General features: G+C 71.7%; 20 protein-coding genes. 9 read left to right on the top strand and 11 right to left on the bottom strand.

Annotation, left to right across the window (positions count from 1 at the left end; all coding sequences use genetic code 11):
• Positions 1–26: 26 nt before the first annotated feature.
• Positions 27–1,184, top strand: a complete 1,158-nt coding sequence (locus Pflav_RS02780) for a class I SAM-dependent methyltransferase (protein WP_173033511.1) — start codon at positions 27–29, stop codon at positions 1,182–1,184.
• A gap of 45 nt (positions 1,185–1,229) precedes the next feature.
• Here the strand turns inward: Pflav_RS02780 and Pflav_RS02775 are convergent, their stop codons facing one another.
• On the bottom strand, positions 1,230–2,585 hold the full coding sequence (locus Pflav_RS02775; RefSeq protein ID WP_232070949.1) for an MGH1-like glycoside hydrolase domain-containing protein: 1,356 nt from the start codon (positions 2,583–2,585) through the stop codon (positions 1,230–1,232).
• A 127-nt stretch (positions 2,586–2,712) separates the two neighbouring features.
• Here Pflav_RS02775 and Pflav_RS02770 point away from each other — a divergent pair, with 127 nt between their 5' ends.
• From Pflav_RS02770 to Pflav_RS02760, 3 genes are all read left to right on the top strand, one after another.
• Positions 2,713–3,402 carry a response regulator transcription factor gene (locus tag Pflav_RS02770; RefSeq protein WP_173033509.1) on the top strand — a complete coding sequence of 230 codons (690 nt, stop codon included), beginning with the start codon at positions 2,713–2,715 and terminating at the stop codon, positions 3,400–3,402.
• Between the two features lie 56 nt (positions 3,403–3,458).
• Positions 3,459–4,811, top strand: a complete 1,353-nt coding sequence (locus Pflav_RS02765; RefSeq protein ID WP_173033507.1) for a HAMP domain-containing sensor histidine kinase — start codon at positions 3,459–3,461, stop codon at positions 4,809–4,811.
• Positions 4,812–5,038: 227 nt separating this feature from the next.
• Entirely contained in the window at positions 5,039–5,221 is a 183-nt protein-coding gene (locus Pflav_RS02760) for a hypothetical protein (protein ID WP_173032605.1), read from the top strand.
• On the opposite strand, the gene Pflav_RS02755 is transcribed toward Pflav_RS02760, so the two are convergent.
• Together Pflav_RS02755 and Pflav_RS02750 are read right to left on the bottom strand one after the other, a co-directional pair.
• Positions 5,209–6,234, bottom strand: coding sequence for an adenosine deaminase (locus tag Pflav_RS02755; protein WP_173033505.1), 1,026 nt, complete (start codon positions 6,232–6,234; stop codon positions 5,209–5,211). The two genes, Pflav_RS02760 and Pflav_RS02755, sit on opposite strands and share 13 nt — an antisense overlap.
• The gene (locus Pflav_RS02750; RefSeq protein ID WP_173033503.1) at positions 6,234–7,001 is read right to left on the bottom strand and encodes a trans-aconitate 2-methyltransferase; all 768 of its coding nucleotides are present in this window, start codon (positions 6,999–7,001) and stop codon (positions 6,234–6,236) included. Before Pflav_RS02750 ends, Pflav_RS02755 begins: the two co-directional genes overlap by 1 nt.
• 165 nt (positions 7,002–7,166) lie before the next feature.
• Here Pflav_RS02750 and Pflav_RS02745 point away from each other — a divergent pair, with 165 nt between their 5' ends.
• Together Pflav_RS02745 and Pflav_RS02740 are read left to right on the top strand one after the other, a co-directional pair.
• Entirely contained in the window at positions 7,167–8,108 is a 942-nt protein-coding gene (locus Pflav_RS02745; RefSeq protein ID WP_232072602.1) for an aldo/keto reductase, read from the top strand.
• Positions 8,109–8,151: 43 nt separating this feature from the next.
• Entirely contained in the window at positions 8,152–8,349 is a 198-nt protein-coding gene (locus tag Pflav_RS02740) for a hypothetical protein (RefSeq protein WP_232072600.1), read from the top strand.
• Between the two features lie 56 nt (positions 8,350–8,405).
• Here the strand turns inward: Pflav_RS02740 and Pflav_RS02735 are convergent, their stop codons facing one another.
• From Pflav_RS02735 to Pflav_RS02700, 8 genes are all read right to left on the bottom strand, one after another.
• Complete coding sequence (locus Pflav_RS02735) at positions 8,406–8,609, bottom strand: cold-shock protein (RefSeq protein WP_173033499.1); 204 nt, start codon at positions 8,607–8,609, stop codon at positions 8,406–8,408.
• A 219-nt stretch (positions 8,610–8,828) separates the two neighbouring features.
• Positions 8,829–9,089, bottom strand: a complete 261-nt coding sequence (locus Pflav_RS02730) for a DUF4235 domain-containing protein (RefSeq protein ID WP_377310869.1) — start codon at positions 9,087–9,089, stop codon at positions 8,829–8,831.
• Between the two features lie 47 nt (positions 9,090–9,136).
• Complete coding sequence (locus Pflav_RS02725; protein ID WP_173042192.1) at positions 9,137–9,409, bottom strand: DUF3618 domain-containing protein; 273 nt, start codon at positions 9,407–9,409, stop codon at positions 9,137–9,139.
• A complete protein-coding gene (locus Pflav_RS02720; protein ID WP_173033493.1) occupies positions 9,409–9,858 on the bottom strand; it encodes a phage holin family protein in 450 nt (149 codons plus the stop codon). Before Pflav_RS02720 ends, Pflav_RS02725 begins: the two co-directional genes overlap by 1 nt.
• A gap of 64 nt (positions 9,859–9,922) precedes the next feature.
• Entirely contained in the window at positions 9,923–11,134 is a 1,212-nt protein-coding gene (locus tag Pflav_RS02715; RefSeq protein ID WP_173033491.1) for a mechanosensitive ion channel family protein, read from the bottom strand.
• Between the two features lie 67 nt (positions 11,135–11,201).
• Positions 11,202–11,537: a hypothetical protein gene (locus Pflav_RS02710; RefSeq protein WP_173042191.1), complete on the bottom strand. Its 336-nt coding sequence runs from the start codon at positions 11,535–11,537 to the stop codon at positions 11,202–11,204.
• Positions 11,538–11,581: 44 nt separating this feature from the next.
• A complete protein-coding gene (locus tag Pflav_RS02705; RefSeq protein ID WP_173033490.1) occupies positions 11,582–12,346 on the bottom strand; it encodes a DUF6042 family protein in 765 nt (254 codons plus the stop codon).
• Positions 12,347–12,386: 40 nt separating this feature from the next.
• Entirely contained in the window at positions 12,387–13,880 is a 1,494-nt protein-coding gene (locus tag Pflav_RS02700; RefSeq protein ID WP_173033488.1) for a glycoside hydrolase family 3 protein, read from the bottom strand.
• Positions 13,881–14,075: 195 nt separating this feature from the next.
• Here Pflav_RS02700 and Pflav_RS02695 point away from each other — a divergent pair, with 195 nt between their 5' ends.
• Genes Pflav_RS02695 through Pflav_RS02685 form a run of 3 tightly spaced genes read left to right on the top strand, consistent with a single transcriptional unit; the run spans position 14,076 to position 16,562 of the window.
• Positions 14,076–14,225: a hypothetical protein gene (locus Pflav_RS02695; protein WP_173033486.1), complete on the top strand. Its 150-nt coding sequence runs from the start codon at positions 14,076–14,078 to the stop codon at positions 14,223–14,225.
• Between the two features lie 39 nt (positions 14,226–14,264).
• The gene (locus Pflav_RS02690; protein ID WP_173033484.1) at positions 14,265–14,879 is read left to right on the top strand and encodes a MarR family winged helix-turn-helix transcriptional regulator; all 615 of its coding nucleotides are present in this window, start codon (positions 14,265–14,267) and stop codon (positions 14,877–14,879) included.
• 48 nt (positions 14,880–14,927) lie between these two features.
• Positions 14,928–16,562, top strand: coding sequence for a RecQ family ATP-dependent DNA helicase (locus Pflav_RS02685; protein WP_173033482.1), 1,635 nt, complete (start codon positions 14,928–14,930; stop codon positions 16,560–16,562).
• Positions 16,563–16,576: the final 14 nt, after the last annotated feature.

The raw sequence follows: 16,576 nt of genomic DNA, 5'->3' as shown, positions 1-16,576 counted from the left end.
GGCCCGCGCGGCGGTAGATTGCCGGTGTGGCAGCTTCGGATGTGATCAGCGCGCTTCAGCGTAGGTACCAGGAGTTTTTCGCCGCCCGGACGGCCGTGCCCTTCGCGGTGGCCACCGCCGGTGGGCCGGCCCACCGCTTCGGCGCGGGCGAACCCGTGTTCACCATCACGGTGCGGGACGACCGCGGCGCCAAGGCCCTGGCCGGCCTCGACCAGTTCGGCGTGGCCGTGGCCTACCTCAAGGGCTGGCTCGACGTCGACGGCGACCTCGCCGAGGCGCTGAAGATGCGCGCGTTCTTCAAGGACTTCCACCCGATCGCGTTCCTCTCCCGCTTCACGCCGGCCGCCATCTGGCGCGGCCGCAAGGAGGACGACCGGCGGGCCATCTCGCACCACTACGACGAGGACTCGGACTTCTTCCTGACGTTCCTCGACGAGCGGCACCGCTGCTACACCGAGGGCGTCTTCGCGGCCGACGACGAGCCGCTCGAGGACGCGATGACCCGCAAGATGGACCTCGCGATCGACGCGCTGGGCGTCAAGCCGGGCGACCGGGTGCTGGAGGTCGGCGGCGGCTGGGGCGCGTTCTCCGAGCACGCCGCCCGCCGGGGCATCGACGTCACCACCACCACGCTGGCGAAGGAGTCCGAGCGCTACCTGCTGGACCTCTTCGAGCGGGAGAAGCTTCCGGTCAAGGTCGTCCGCCAGCACATCTTCGGGTACAAGAACCCCGACCGCTTCGACGCGATCGTCAACATGGGCGTGACCGAGCACCTGCCCGACTACCGCACCACGCTGGCCAAGTACGCCGAGCTCCTGCGCCCGGGCGGCCGGGTCTACCTGGACGCGCTCGCGATGCGCCGCAAGTACGGCGTCTCCACGTTCATGAAGCGGTACATCTACCCCGGCAACTCGGCCCCGCTGCTGCTCCACCAGTACCTGGGGCACGTGGCGAGGTCCCCGTTCGAGCTGCTCTCGATCGCCGACGACCGCCACAACTACTTCCTCACCTGCCGCGAGTGGGCCAAGCGCCTGGACGCCGCGCGCGACGAGGTGGTGGCGCGGTGGGGCGAGCCGCTGTACCGCCGCTTCCGCCTCTTCCTGTGGGGCTCGGCGGCCGGCTTCGACACCGGGCTCGTGCAGGCGTACCGCTGGGTCCTCCAACTCCCGGCCCGGCCCGCTTAAGGCGGGCTCGGGGCCACCCGGCCGGGGTGGCCCCGAGGGTGACGCCTAGGGCACGGCGGCCATCAGGTCCAGCGCGAGCGCGGCCGTCCAGCTGAAGGCGACCGCGCCGATGCCGGTGCCGTCGACCGGGTCGAAGTACTCGTGGCAGCCGCCGCGCCGGATGATGCCGAGCATGGCGGCGCGCAGGTCGGCCGCCTCGCGCTCGTGGCCGTGGGAGCGCAGGCCCTGCCAGATCAGCCAGTTGACGTTGATCCAGACGGGGCCGCGCCAGTAGCGGAGGCGGTCGAAGTCCGGCGCGGTGCGGTCGTAGGACGGGAGCGGGATCTCGCGGTTCAGGCCGAACCCCACCGAGCGGCCCACCTCCAGCAGCGACAACCGCTGCGCCTCGGGCAGGCCGGGCAGGATCAGCGGGACCAAGCCGCCCACGCACCGGGCCGTGCTCAGCTCGCCGGTGCGCACGTCGCGGGGGTGGAACATGCCGGTCTCCGGGCTGAACAGCCGTTCTACCAGGACTTTCGTGATGTGCTCCGCCTTGTCGCGGTGGGGCGCCGCGTCGATGCCGATCGCCTCGGCGATGTCGGCCAGGGCCAGCTCGGCGAGCGCCATGATCGAGTTGAAGGACGGGCACTCCACGATGAACGGGTGGTGCTCGATCAGGCCCTCGTCCAGGTAGCCGCCGTCGCGGTAGTTGGCGGCGAGCAGGATGTACCGCGCGTAGTCGGTGTCCGTGGGTCGGTGCGCGTGGACCGCCCGCTTCGTGTCCTGGCGGCGGTGGCGGCGCAGCAGCGACAGGTCGACGGGTACGGCCTCTAGCGCGCCGTCCCAGCACGGGCTGTTGTCCAGGCCCGACTCCCACGGGTGCACGATGCTGACCAGCCCGTCGCCGCCCACGTCACGACCCTCGCAGAGGTACGTCTGCTGTTTCACCAGCCGCGGGTACAGCCACTCCAACTCCAGCCGGGCGGCGTCGCGGTCCAGGCAGTTCAGAAAGATCTCGCGGGCGGCGACCGGATGTACCGGCGGCTGCACGATGCCCGTCGTGAGCCCGCCCAGGCGCCCGGGTGACGCGGGCGCATCCCAGAATGCGGGACCCGGGAAGTAGTCGCGCTCGGACACGTCCGGGTCGAAGACGATGTGCGGTACCCGCCCGTCGTACCACTGGGCGGAGAACAGGCTGCGCAGGTCGCGCCAGGCCCGCTCCGGCCGGTGGTGGGCGAGGCCGATGGCGGTGAACGCGGAGTCCCAGCTCCACTGGTGCGGGTACAAGGCCCGCGACGGCACCGAGTGGTCCCGCTCCCAGTTGGCGTCCAGCACCTCGATGGCCTGGTCCCGCAGCTCTTCCTCGGTCATGACGGCGCCGGCCTCAGGGGCCGGCGCGAGGGGTGTGTCCGTGACGCTCACTCAATCCATCCTTGCAGGTCACTAGTCGTAACGCAGGGGCATTCGGATCGTGTCTCGATTATCGGAACGACGTCAGATCAGCAAACCGGGATCGTCCGCCGCTTGCCAAGGGCAGTACCGTCTTCGCATGGCCACCGTCCTCCTGGTCGAAGACGACCATGTTGTGCGTGGCGCGATGCTGCGTTCGCTGGCTGATCGGGGCCACGCCGTCCACGCCGTCGGCACCGCGCTCGACGCGCTGCGCCGGGTCGCCTCCGAGACGCCCGATTTGGTGGTGCTCGACCTCGGCCTGCCCGACCTCGACGGCGCCGACGCCCTGCGCATGCTGCGGGGCATAACCGACATACCGATCATCATCGCCACCGCCCGTGACGACGAGCAGGCAATCGTGCGACTGCTGCGCGCCGGCGCCGACGACTACATGGTGAAGCCGTTCACCGGCGCCCACCTCGACGCGCGCATCACGAGCGTGCTGCGTCGCGCCGGGCGGGCGAGCCGGGCGGTCCAGCCCGCGGTGCACGAGGTCGGCGGCCTCAAGGTCGACGTCGGCGAGCGGAGCGCGCACCTCGACGGGGTGCCGCTCGCGCTCACCCGCAAGGAGTTCGACCTGCTGGCATACCTGGCGGCCCGCCCGGGCCGCGTGGTGTCCCGCCGGGAGCTGTTGGAGGAGGTATGGCGGCAACCGTCGGTCGGCGAGGACCAGACCATCGACGTGCATCTGTACTGGCTACGCCGCAAGCTGGGCGAGTCCGCAGCGAAGCCCCGCTACCTGCGCACCGTGCGGGGGGTCGGATTCCGGTTGGTGGCACCGGACTGAGGCAGGCGCACGCCTACGTCACCGCCGCTCTCACCACCATCGCCGCCCTGGCCTTCATGATCCCGCTCGGCCTCGAGCAGCGGGCGGACGCGCACGACGAGGCGGTGGCGGCTGCCCAGCGGCGTACGGCCGCCGTCGCCGGCGCGCTCACCGTCGCGGCCAACGACGACCAGGTAAAGCGCGCCGCGCTCGCCGCCGGCGAGGGTGACCCGGCCGTGGTGCACGGTCTCAAGGCGCCCGCCGAGGGCTCCCGCGCCAAGCCGGAGGACGTGACCCGGGCGGCCGGCGGTACCGCGCCGGTGCTCGCCGACACCGACGGCGGCAAGGTCTACCTCCAGTCGGTACCCATGGAAGGTGCTACCGCCGTCGTGGAGGTCTTCCTGCCCGACGGCGCGTTCGGCGGTGCCAACTGGTGGCTGCTGATCGGCCTCACCCTCGGCCTCGTCGCGGCGTCGGTGGTCGTGGTCGACCGGCTCGCTTCCGTGGCGGTCAACTCGGCGCGCTCGCTTGTCGAGGGCGCGATGGCGGTCGGTGACGGTGACCTCGCCGTACGCGTGCAGCCCAGCGGCCCGCGCGAGCTGGCCGAGGCGGGGTACGCGTTCAACCGCATGGCCGACAAGCTCGTCGCCGCCCGCAGCAACGAGCGCGAGCTTGTCGCCGACCTGTCCCACCGGCTGCGTACGCCGCTGACCGTGCTCCGGCTGGACGCGGACGCGCTGGACTCGGACGACACGAGCGTGGGGCAGTTCAGCGCGGCCGAGCTCGACCGGCGGCGCACGATCCGCCGCATCCGCCAGGCGATCGTGACGCTGGAGGGCGAGGTCGACGTGCTCATCAAGACCAGCCGCAAGGTGGTCGAGCAGGCCGAGCAGCCCGAGGAGAGCATCTGCGACGCCGCCGAGGTGGTCCGTGACCGCATGGTCTTCTGGTCCGCGCTCGCCAGCGACCAGCAGCGACCCAACCAGGTGACCGGCGCGCACTCGCACATCCCGGTGCCGCTGCCCCGGGCCGAGCTCGCTGCCGCACTCGACGCGGTGCTCGGCAACGTCTTCCGGTACACGCCGCAGGGCACCGCGTTCGAGGTCGCGATCTCCCGGCGGGACGGCTACGTGGCGGTACGTGTGGACGACGCCGGACCGGGCATCGCCAACCCGGACCGCGCGCTGCGCCGCGGCACCAGCGACCGAGGCTCCACCGGCCTGGGCCTCGACATCGCGCGCCGGGCGGCCCAGCAGGCGCGCGGCTCGGTGAGCATCGACCGCGCACGGCTCGGCGGTGCCAGTGTGGTCATGCTGCTCGCCGACGCCGAGGCGGTACCCAAGCAGGTGAGCCGCTTCGGCCTGGTGGGCCGGCTGGCCCGCGAGCCCGGCGCCCGCCGCTGGCCCCGCCAGCGCCCCAACCGCGACTGACGGGGCGCCGGAAGGGCAGGAGACCGGCAAGTTCTCCTTAGGTCTGGGTTAACCGGACCATTGGTACGGCGGCCGGATGGCAGCATCGACCGCGATCCCATCCTGGTTCCTCCGGGCCACCACCCGCAGTTTGTCCACCCACAGCGGTCCGGTGGGACCTTTTGCGCGCGCGGCGGGAAATGGTCCCCCAACCCTGCTCCCGCCGCGCGCCCACCTAAGGAGGGCACGTGACCGAGCACAGCCGCGCGGCGACGCCCTCACCGTGGCGCCAACCCGGAGCGGCGGTGGCGGAGCCGGAGGGCCAGGAGCCCACCCGGTCGCGCCGCCGCCTGATCCGCTGGGTGGCCATCGGCAGCGGCGTCATCCTGGCCGTACTGGCCTGCTGGCAGGACCCGCTCTACGCGCTCTGAGGTGCCGTTGCGACGTACGCGTCGATCTCTTCCTTGATCTTGCGCTTCTCGCCGTCGGGGAGGAACGACGCGTCCACCGCGTCCTTCGCCAGCTCCCCCAGGCCCGCCTCGTCGAGGTCGAGCAGGCGCGCGGCCACCGCGTACTCGTCGTTGAGCGTGGTGCCGAACATCGGCGGGTCGTCCGAGTTGATCGTGACCGGTACGCCCGCCGCGCGCAGCGCCGACAGTGGGTGCTCCTCGATCGAGGCGACCGCGCGGGTGCACACATTGGACGTCGGGCAGACCTCGAGCGGGATGCGGTGCTCGGCCAGGTACGCCATCAGCCGCTCGTCCTGGACCGCCGAGATCCCGTGGCCGATCCGCTCGGCGCCCAGCTCGCGGATCGCGTCCCAGATCGTCTCCGGCCCGGTGGTCTCGCCCGCGTGCGGCGCCGAGCGCAGCCCGGCCGCCCGAGCCTTGTCGAAGTACGGCTTGAACATCGGCCGCGGCACCCCCACCTCCGGCCCGCCGAGCCCGAAGCTGACCAGCCCGTCCGGCCGGTGGTCGAGCGCGATCTCGAGCGTCTCCTCGGCCGCCGGCAGCCCCGCCTCGCCCGGGATGTCGAAGCACCAGCGCAGCACGATGCCCATCTCGGCCTCGGCCCGCACCCGCGCGTCCTCGATCGCCGCGCAGAACGCCTCCGCCGGGATGCCCCGCGACACGTGCGAGTACGGCGTGACGGTCAGCTCGGCGTACCGCACCTGCTGGCGGGCCAGCTCGCGGGCCACCTCGTAGGTCAGGATGCGCACGTCCTCGGGATCGCGGATGAGGTCGACCACGCTCAGGTAGATCTCGATGAAGTGGGCGAAGTCGCGGAACTCGAAGTACTTCGCCACCGCCGCCGGGTCGGCCGGCACCGGCGTGCGCCCCTCGTGGCGAGCGGCCAGCTCGGCCACGATCCGGGGTGCCGCCGAGCCGACGTGGTGGACGTGCAACTCCACCTTGGGCAGTCCGGCGATGAACGACTCCAGCATCAGTCCCCCTGTGTACGCGCGACGACGAAGATCCTTCGAAACGGGAAGGACACGACCGTACCGCGCACCGGATAAACCTTTGCGAGGCGTTTTCCTAGCGTGTCCCGGAACACCTCCCACCGCTCGTGGTCGAGGGCCGCCCGCACCGGCCGCAGCGCAGTCCCCTCCATCCAGGTCAGGACCGGGTGCTCGGCGCCGGGCACCACGGGCAGCCGGTGCAGGTACGTGGTCTCCCACGCGTCCACCGCGCACCCGGCGCCGGCCAACAGGTCGGCATAGCCCGCCGGGTCGAGCACCGGCGCGTCACGGACGAAGTCGCCCAGCCCGGCCTCGACGCTCAGCGCTCGCAGCGCGAGGTGGGAGGGGGCGTCGAAGTTGCCCGGCACCTGGACGGCCAGCCACGCACCGGGCGGCAGCGCCGCCACCCACCGCGGCAGCAGCGCCTCGTGGCCGGGCACCCACTGGAGCGCCGCGTTGGAGACGACAACGTCGAGGTCGGCCTCCGGGGTCCAGTCGCGCAGGTCGCCCACTTCGAAATCCACCGGGTACGACCCGACGCGCGCCTGCCCGATCATCTCGGCCGACGAGTCGAGGCCGCGGACCCGCGCGCCCGGCCAGCGCTCGGCGAGGACCGCCGTGAGGTTGCCTGGACCGCAACCGAGGTCGGCGACGGCGCGCGGCCGCTCCGCGCCGATCCGGGCGACAAGGTCGAAGAACGGCCGCGCCCGCTCACCGCCGAACCGCAGGTAACTGGCCGGATCCCACATCGCGCCGCCCTCCAAACCGTACGTACGTCTTGCTTACTCTAGCGCTAGTGTGTGCCCGTGGAGAAGCGCAGCTTCGCGCGGCTGTCCGCAGCCGCGCCCGTAGCGCCATCGGGCGCAAGCGCCGCGCAGGCGGACGCAGCAGGATTAGGCCGTGATGTTGGAGTAATCGGACTCGGTGCCTGGCAGCTCGGCGCGGACTGGGGCGAGGTGAGCGAGGACGCGGCGTTCGCGACGCTCGGCGCCGCGGTCGACGCCGGCGTCACGTTCCTGGACACCGCGGATGTGTATGGCGACGGCCGCAGCGAGCAGATCATCGGCCGCTTCCTGCGCCAGCACCCCGCCGGCCCCAGCCTGACCGTGGCGACCAAAATGGGGCGGCGCGTGCCGCAGGAGCCGTCCGCGTACAACATCGACAACTTCCGCGCGTGGAATGACCGATCCCGCGCCAACCTCGGCGTCGACACGCTCGACCTTGTGCAACTGCACTGCCCGCCCACGCCGGTGTACTCGACAGACGCGGTTTTCGACGCGCTCGACACGCTCGTCCAGGAGAAGCGCATCGGGGCGTACGGCGTGAGCGTCGAGCGGGTCGAGGAGGCGCTCACCGCGATCGCCCGCCCAGGTGTGGCGAGCGTGCAGATCATCCTGAACGCGTTGCGCCACAAGCCCATCGAGGCCGTGCTGCCGGCCGCCTCCGCCGCCGGGGTGGGCATCATCGCCCGGGTGCCGCTGGCCAGCGGGATGCTCTCCGGGCGGTACGACGAGCACACCACGTTCGGCGCCGACGACCACCGCAACTACAACCGGCACGGCGACTCGTTCGACGTGGGTGAGACGTTTTCCGGCGTGCCGTACGAGGTGGGCCTGGAAGCCGTCCGCCGCCTGAAGCCGCTGGTCCCGCCGGGCGCGACGATGGCTCAGTGGGCGCTGCGGTGGATCGCCGACCTGCCGGGCGTGACCGTGGTGATCCCGGGTGCCCGTGGCCCGGAGCAGGCAAGGGCCAACGCCGCGGCCGCTGACCTGGCACGCTTGACCCCTGAGGCGCATGCCGCCGTCGCCGAGGTGTACGACGAACTCATCCGCCCCCTGGTCCACGACCGCTGGTAAGGGAGGCACGTCCGTGAAGGCGTGGTTACCACTCGCGCTGGGGATGCTCGCCGTAGTGGTGGGCGCCGTTTGGACGCTGCAAGGGCTGGGCTATCTGTCTGGCAGCGTGATGACCGACGATCGCTTGTGGGCGGTGGTCGGCCCGATCGTGGCAGTGTTCGGCATCGTCCTGGTCGGCGTCGGCTTACGCCTGCGCCGCCGGCAGGCGCCGGAAAACCAAGGAACGGCCGGAGACCGATAGCACCGAGCCCCCGCGCCCGTTGGTGGACGCGGGGGCTCGACGCTGTCGAGGCTCGATCAGATGGGGCGGACCTGCTCGGCCTGCGGGCCCTTCTGGCCTTGGGCGATCTCGAACTCCACCCGCTGGTTTTCCTCCAGCGTCCGGTAACCGCTGGTCTGGATCGCCGAGAAGTGGACGAAGACGTCGGAACCCCCGCCGTCAACGGTGATGAAGCCGAAGCCCTTGTCTGCGTTGAACCACTTCACGGTTCCCTGCGCCATGCTGTATCTCCTTCTGAAACTGGCGGCCGAGCACCCGGTGCGGCGGCCGGTTGGCCGTTTTCGAGCACTGGCGCCGTGAAGGAGTCTTCCCAACCACGCCATCTCTAGAACAGCGTGGAACAGCAAACCACGTACGCAAAAACTTCGCACAGTCTACCGGAGGAAATTCTCCGACATGTGACCTGATCCGCCGTTAAGAAGGGGATAGGCGAGTCCGTTTCAGGACGGCCAGCGACCGGTCAGGCGGCGCACGCCGGTCGCCCCGCCACGGTCGACAGCCGCTCTGACCACGGCGAATATCGCTCCCTGTAGGGCGGCGGCGGCGAGAATCTCGCCCCAGCCACGGTCCTCGTCGGTGGCGCTGGGCGCTTCGTTGTCACCGGACGCGATTTTCCAGACCTCCTTGAAGATCGCTCCAGCCACGATGCCCGCGCCGATGCCCAGCAGGATGCCGACCGGCTTGTACGCCACCTTGTTCACGACCTTGGCCAAAGTGGCCCCTCCTCATCCGTCCCGGAGCCCGCGGCTCAACGGGAACGCTTCCGCAGCACCATCAACACCACGATCGCCGCCAGCACACCGGTAACCGCCGTCGCGGCGGCCGCCAACTGCACCCGGTTTTCCCTGGCCCGCTCGGCGGTATGCGCGGCCGAGCGGCGTACCCGCGCCTTGACATCGGCCTTGGCCGCCAATGCCTGTACCGTCTCGCCCAGCTCTGCCCGCGTCTGCCGGATTTCTGCCCGCAGTGCTTCGGTGTCCACTTTGCCGTTGGCGGAGACCCTGCCGTTCGTCGAAACCATCACGCCCCCTCGCCATGGCCATTGGCCCGCGCCCGCACGGCCCCCTTGACCGTGTCCACGTCGGCCTTCAGCCCGGACGCGGCCGCCTCCGGTACGGGCGGCACGGCCCGGCTCAGCTGTCGCTTGCCGACGAGGGCCATTATCGCAGCGCAGAGGAACACCGCGACGGTCACGACCAGCGCGGCGAGCCACGCCGGCAGGACAAGAGCAAGCAGGAGTATGCCGGTGGCGGTCATCGCACCGACCCCGTAGAAGGCGAACGCGGCCGCGCCGCCGAAGAGGCCGATGCCGAGACCGGCATGCTTGCCCTTCTCGGCCAGCTCGGCCTTGGCGAGCGCCAGCTCGTCGCGGACCAGCAAGGAGATCTGTTCGCTGGCGCGTTGCACCAGCTCGGCGGTGGACTGCTCGCTCAGCGGGCGGGCCGGACCGCGTTCGAGAACATCGGCCATGGTGTCCTCCTTCACCCTCTGTCAGGGACAATGCCCAGCTTAGGAGGATGCCAACCGCGCGGCCTCAGGTTCGGGTCCCGCCGGGGCGGGCCGGGTCGGGCGGACCTTCGAACTCGGCCGCGCGGGCCTCGCCCTCCGGGTCGCCGCCGAAGATCCGGGCGTCGTCGTCCGGCTCCATCGGGATGTTGCGGCGGCCGGGCCGGACGTCGTGCGCGGCCGAGGGGCGCACCCACTGCCAGGCCAGCCGGTTGGCGCCGTCGCCGACCTCGGCCCGCACCCGGGGCAGCGAGGTGGGCTGGCGGTCCCGGATCCAGCCGACGAAGTGCTCGCGGACCAGGCAGCGCAAATCCCACAGCGTCGGCGCGTCGCCGGCGCTGATAAGCGCGCGCACCTTGATCGTGCCGCCCACCGCGTCGATCACCTGGAGGACGCACACCCGGCCGTCCCACAGGTGGCTCCCCTCCATCAGGGTGCGCAGTTCCTCGCGCATCTCCTGCACCGGCACCGACCAGTCCAGGTCGAACTCGGCGGTGCCGAGGACGGCCGAGCCGGTACGGGTCCAGTTTTCGAACGGCCGCGTGGTGAAGTAGGTGGTCGGCATGACCAGCCGCCGGTCGTCCCAGATCTGCACGATGACGGTGGTCAGCGTGATCTCCTCGATCCGGCCCCATTCGTCCTCCACCACGACGACGTCGTCGAGGCGGAGCGCGTTACTGAACGTGAGCTGGAGCCCGGCGAAGATGTTGCCCAGCGTGCTCTGCGCGGCGAGCGCCGCCACGACGCCGATGATGCCGGCCGAGGCGAGCAGGCTGGCGCCGACCGCCCGGATATGGGGAAACGTCGTCAGCATGACGCCGACCGTGACCACCACGACCGCCGCGACCGTCACCCGGCGCAGGACCCGCACCTGTGTCTGGCGCTTGCGGGCGCGCAGGTTGTCCGGCACGTCGGTACGGAACGTCTGGAGCGCCACGTCCTCGACGACGAGCGCGAGCGCGGCGGTCAGCCACGCGAACCCGGCGATCACCGCGAGCGTGAGCAGGTGCACCACGAGGTCGCGGCCGGCGAAGGTGCCGGCGGTGGCCCGCACCCCGCCCTCGATCGCGAAGATCGCCATCGAGGCCTGGGCAGGGCGGTACGCGTGGTCGGCCAGCTCCCGCAACAGGACGTAGCGCCGGCCGAGCCGGAGCAGGACCTGGTGCACCACCTCCACCACCGCGAGGGCGACCACCGCGGCGCCGAGCGTCGACAGGACCGCCCACAGAGGTGTGTTCACGTCCGGCTTTATCCCCTTCGAATCGGGCGAGAAAACTACGTTGCCCGATCAAACAGGGACCAACCGCCTACGGTCTGGCGATCTTCACCACGACGTTGCTGTCGGTGACGCTCTCCAGCGTCACGTTGAGGCCGGCGACCTCCGTGCCGCCCTGGCCCACGGTCAGCGTCAGCTGCTCACCGGCGATCTCGACGGTCACCTGGTCGCCCTGGGCGCTCACCAGCTTCGCGTCGACGCCCAGCACGCTGGCCTGGGCCTCAACACCTCGATCGAATGTCACCGTGCACTGGTCGAGCCCACAACTCGTGTCGGCACCCTCGGAGCTGCACCCGGTCAACACGGCGGCGGCGATTGCCAGGCCGATCGCCACGCGGGCGGTCAGTCGCTTCGTCACGCGGACCAGAGTACGTGGCCCACGCTCCCCGCCAAGCCGGCGGCGGGCCGGAGTCAGACCGCGTGCTCCGGCGCGGGCAGGTCGTCGAAGGGGAAACGGCGGGCGAACGACGGCCAGGCGACCGTGATCCGCACCCGGTCGCGGGCCACGGCCGGCGGTGGGTTGACCTGGAGCCCGGCGATCTCGCCGAGGCGGGTGAGCGCCCGCCGCACCTCGGCCTCCGGCATCCGCAGTGCGGCCGCGAACCCGCTCAGGTCGGCGTTGACCTGCCGGCGCCGCCAGCGCGGGCGGGTGCGCTCGGCCAGTGCCCGCACGGTGATCGCGACGAGCACCGCGCGGTCGTCCTGCTGGGCCCGCTCCTCGTTGACGATCTCGTCGCCGGTGAGCGGCAGCACCTCGATCGGGTTTTGCTCCAGGCGGGGCGTCACCCACTCACCGTCCATCTCGAACAGTCCGAACCTCGCGAGGCAGTAAAGCAACTCCTCCAACGTGTGCGGTACGGGCAGCGCGCGGCGGCGGCACATCTCGGTGAACTGCTCGACCCGCGCGGCCCGCACCCGCACCACCCGGTCGTAGTGCTCGCGGGCGTGCAGCTCGGCGTGGTCGGCCTCGCGGCGCGGGTGGTGGCGCTGTGCCTGGGCGACCCAGTCGTCGACCGAGCCCGGGTCGCACCAGACCGCCTTGTCCCACGGCAGCATCGACCACGCCTCGCGGGAGAAGCGGTGCTGGTCGGGCACGACCGTGAGATACGCGAACGAGCAGGGCAGCCAACGGATCCACGACGGCACCATCAATGCGCGCTGCCACCGCTCGGTCACGGAAGCGACGATAGCGCCACCGCGCGTATCCGTGGGGGCACTATCCGCTGTGGACAGAACGGCCGGCGAGAACCTCCGCGGCGGCCTCGCCATTCGCCCGCGTAGCACCGTACGTGGCTACGTGCGTCGCGCCCACCACCGACGCCGGTACGCCCATCTCCACCACGATCGCGTCCGGCCGGACCGTGAGCGCTGTGGCCACGGTGCGCGCCATCCACTCGTTCCGGTGGATGTCGCGGACGACGAGCACGAGCGGCCGCTCCGTCGCCGCGGCGAGGAAGTCGCTGTCGGCCGCCGAGGCGGAGAGCCGCGCCGCGGTCGTGCCGGGCAGCAGGGCCGCCAGCGGTACCGCCACGCCCCACGGCGTCTCGGGACCGATCGCGAAGTTGCGCGGCGGCTCGAACTCCACCACGTGCGGCGCGGCGGCCAGCGGCAGCGCGGACGCGACGCCGGTGACGCGGACCGCGCGGCGGGCACCGGCGAGCCCGACCGGGACCCCACCCGCCCGGTCGGACACCGCCGCGGCCCGAGCCTGGGCCGTCCACGCGGCCAGCTGCTCGACCCGCTTGGCCGCCTCGGCGAGCCGCTCCTCGGGCAGCTCGCCCGAGGCGACAGCCGCGACGATCGCGTTCCGCAGGCGGACGGCGGTCGCCTCGTCGGCGTGGTCGCCGCCCACGCAGATCGCGTCCACGCCGGCGGCGAGGGCCTGCACGGCGGAACCTTCGAGCCCGTACCGCGTACGCAGCGCCTTCATCTCGATGCCGTCGGTGATCACCGTGCCGGCGAAGCCCAGCTCGTCGCGGAGCAGGTCGGTGAGCACCAGCCGGCTCAGCGTCGCCGGGCGGTCCGGGTCGACGGCCGGGACGAGCAGGTGGCCGGTCATCACGGCCTGTACCCCAGCCGCGATCGCGGCCCGGAACGGCGGCAGCTCCCGCTCGTCCAGCTCGGACCGGGACGACCCGATCCGCGGCACGTCCACGTGCGAGTCCACGCTTGTGTCGCCGTGTCCCGGAAAGTGCTTGGCGCAGGCCGCGACGCCGGCCGACTGGAGGCCGGTGATCCAAGCGGCGGTGTGGCGCGCGACGAGGTCGGAATCGGCGCCGAAGGCCCGCACGCCGATGACCGGGTTGTCCGGGTTGTTGTTGACGTCCGCGTCCGGCGCATAGTCGAGCGTGATCCCCGCCTCGGCCAGGTCGTGGCCCAGGTCGCGGGCGACCGCCTCGGTCAGCGCCACGTCGTCGACCGCGCCGAGGGCGAGGTTGCCCGGGCGCGAGCTGCCCTGCCAGGTCTCGAAGCGGGTGACGTCACCGGCCTCCTCGTCGACCGCGACGACCACGTCGGGCCGCTCGGCGCGCAGCGCGGCGGTGAGCTCGGCGACCTGAGCGGGGCTGGCGATGTTGCGGCCGAAGAGGGCCACGCCGCCGAGTCCCTCGCCCAGCCACCGGCGCACCCAGGTCGGTGGGAGCGTCCCCTCGAAACCCGGCTGCAACACCGCGCTGGCGAGGCGAAGCAGATCTCGGCTGGTCTCCGACATGTGGCCCCCGTACTCCATAGTGGACAGTCCCCGCCGGTCCGGCGGGTAGATGCCATGGTCACACCGGATCCCAGAAATAGTCAATAAACCTTTCTATTAAGTCTCACTAGACGGGCAGGCCTTTGTGGCGGTATGCCTGGTACCGGCGCGGACCAGGCGCTGCGCGCTGTTGCCACATCGTGAAAGAGTGCTGGGATGGACGTGTTGCTCTCGGCCGCCACCCTCGCCGCCGAGGACCGGAGCTGGTTCGACATTCCGGCCGTCCGCGTCGTCGGGTCGATCCTCGGCGCGCTCCTGCTGCTGGCCGCCATCCGGTCGATGTTCGGCAAAGGCCAGGGGAAATAAGGCTCCCTCGAAGCGTCGCCAACCCAGGGATAGATAGGCGTGGACCTGGAAACCTCTACCCGCCAGCTCGCCACCGGCCTGACTCGTGTAGCCGTGGCCGTCCAGGCGGCGGAAAGCCCGGGATACCTGGAGCGGACCATCGCGCAGCAGCAGGTGCTGCTCCTGCTGAGCCGCCGCAGCGAGGTGTACCCGCTGTCCGAGCTCTCGGCCGACCTCAACATGACCAGCCACGCGACGATGTCGGCGATCGCCACGCTGGCCCGCGAGGGTCTGGTAAGCGTTGACCCCTCGCCGTCGTACGCGCCGCACGCGGTGCGGATCGCGCTGACCGAGCAGGGCCGCGCGCAGTCGCCCGAGCTGCTCAACTGGGCCGCCGACCTGCTCGCCGAGCTGCACAACATCGACAAGGAGGAGCAGCACCGGCTGCTCGGGGTGGTGGCCGGCCAGATCCGGAGGATGCAGCGCGAGGGCCAGATCCCGGTCACGAAGATGTGCGTCACGTGCCGCTTCTTCGACGGGTACGCGCATCCCGGCACCGAGGAGCCGCACCACTGCTGGCTGATCGACAAGCCGTTCGGCCACCAGTACCTGCGCCTGCGCTGCCCCGAGGGCCAGCCCGGCGAGGGCCCGGTCCGGCCGGACGAGCCGGCCTAGAGAATCTGCTGTTTGCCGCTGGGGTGCGTGGGGCACGATGGCGGCGCCATGAGACTTCCTTTCCTCCTCTCCCGGCGGCTGCGCCGTGCCGCCCGCACCCATTTCGGCTGGCGCCGCCTGCGCCCCGGGCAGCTCGCACCGATGCGCGCGCTGCTGCGTGGCCGGGACGCGCTCGTCGTGCTGCCGACCGGCGGCGGCAAGTCGGCCGTGTACCAGGTCCCGGCGCTGATGCTGACCGGGCCGACCGTGGTGATCTCGCCGCTGCTCGCCCTCCAGCAGGACCAGATCAACGCCCTCAACAACCGCGCGGGGATCTCCGCCGTCCGGGTCAGCTCGGCCGAGACGCCCGGGCAGCGGTCGGCGGCGCTGGAGGCGGTCCGCAAGGGGCTGGCCCGCTTCCTCTTCATCACGCCCGAGCAGCTCACCGACCCCGAGCGGCTCGCCGAGGTGAAGGCGCTCCGCCCGGCCCTTGTCGCGGTCGACGAGGCACACTGCATCTCCGCGTGGGGGTACGACTTCCGCCCCGACTACCTCGCGCTCGGCCGCATGATCGAGGGCATCGGCCGGCCGCCGGTCGTCGCGCTGACCGCCACCGCCTCGCCGCCGGTACGCGACGACATCATCGAGCGGCTCCGGCTGCGCGACCCGCTCGTCGTCGTCTCCGGGCTGGACCGGCCCAACCTCTTCCTCGAGGTGACCCACTGCCCCGACGAGGAGTACCGGTGGCGCCGCCTGCTCGCGCTGCTGCGGGAGGACGAGCGGCCCGGCATCGTGTACGTGCCGACCCGCCGCGCCGCCGAGGAGCTGGGCGAGCGGCTGTCGTCGGCTGGGTTCGCCGCGGCGGCCTACCACGGCGGGATGGCCGCGGGCGTACGCGAGCGGCGGCACGAGGACTTCCTCGCCGGGCGGATACCGGTGATGGTGGCGACCTCCGCGTTCGGCATGGGCATCGACAAGCCGGACATCCGCTGGGTGGCGCACGTGGCGCTGCCGGACTCGCCGGACAGCTACCAGCAGGAGATCGGCCGCGCCGGGCGGGACGGGGCACCGGCCCGGGCGCTGTTGCTGTGGCGGGCCGAAGACGTCGGGTTGCAGCGCTTCTTCACCGGAGGCGCGCCGGACGAGACCGAGCTGCGCGACCTGGCCGCCGTGCTGCGTACCGGCGAGCTGACCCGCACCGCACTGCGCGAGCGCACCGGCCTCGGCACCCGCAAGCTGGGCCAGCTGGTCGGCCTGCTGGAGCAGGTGGGCGCCGCCACCGCGGTCGGGCAGAAGCTGACCGCGCCCCGGTACGCCCCCGAGCCGGTCGACGCGGCTCGCGCCGCCCGCGCCGAAGCTGGGCGGCAGCAGGCGGTGCAGCGGTCGCGTACCGACATGATGCGCGCCTTCGCCGAGAGCGGCTCGTGCCGAGGGCGGGCGCTGCTCGCGTACTTCGGTGAGCACCTCGCCCACCCCTGCGGGCACTGCGACAACTGCGCCGCCGGCCACACCCGGCCGATGAAGAAGGCCGAGCGCGGCCCGTTCCCGCTGCACAGCACCGTGCGGCACGCCGAGTGGGGCCTGGGCATGGTGCTTTCCTACGAGTCGGACCGGATGACGGTTCTGTTCGACGACGTCGGGTACAAGACGCTGTCCGTGCCGGTCGTCCGCGACCAGGGGTTGCTGGTCGCGGAGGCGGGCTGATCTAACCTGTGCCG

Origin of the sequence: Phytohabitans flavus, from assembly GCF_011764545.1 — a bacterium.
GTDB lineage: Bacteria > Actinomycetota > Actinomycetes > Mycobacteriales > Micromonosporaceae > Phytohabitans > Phytohabitans flavus.
Note: the sequence above shows the minus strand (reverse complement) of the source record. Positions and strands in the feature narration are given on the sequence as shown.